This is a genomic window from Gilvimarinus sp. 1_MG-2023 (assembly GCF_030548285.1).
The window spans coordinates 1-304 of record NZ_JAUOSC010000679.1 but is presented as its reverse complement, the minus strand read 5'-3'; the positions used below and the strand labels follow the sequence as shown (position 1 = coordinate 304).

The 304-nt window shown below is 54.9% G+C and carries 1 protein-coding gene; it reads left to right on the top strand.

Features of this window, described 5'->3' with window-relative positions:
* The coding region (locus Q4563_RS18585; protein WP_303605561.1) for a hypothetical protein at positions 1 to 304 on the top strand (304 nt) is incomplete at both ends.

Here is a 304-nt window from a genome sequence, read left to right as displayed (position 1 = left end):
GTACTGCACAGTACCCAAAGCCATGTGGCCTGGAATCAAGGCAATAATGAATTTGTTATGACTTACGAAGTGGCCGAAACCGGCCTGGTACTGAGCACTCCGGCAGGGGAGTTCCAGCATTGTATCCGGATTGAGGGGCGTGGCCGGATTGGGTTGTACGCTGACCCGCGGCTGGGTTATCAGGAGGTTGAGGTGGTGCAGTCTGAATGGTATGCCCCCGGTGTTGGCCTGATACGTCTGCAGCGTGAAGAACCAATGGACCTTGAGATGTTTCAGGGTGGCAGCCTGACGTTTGAGCTGATTG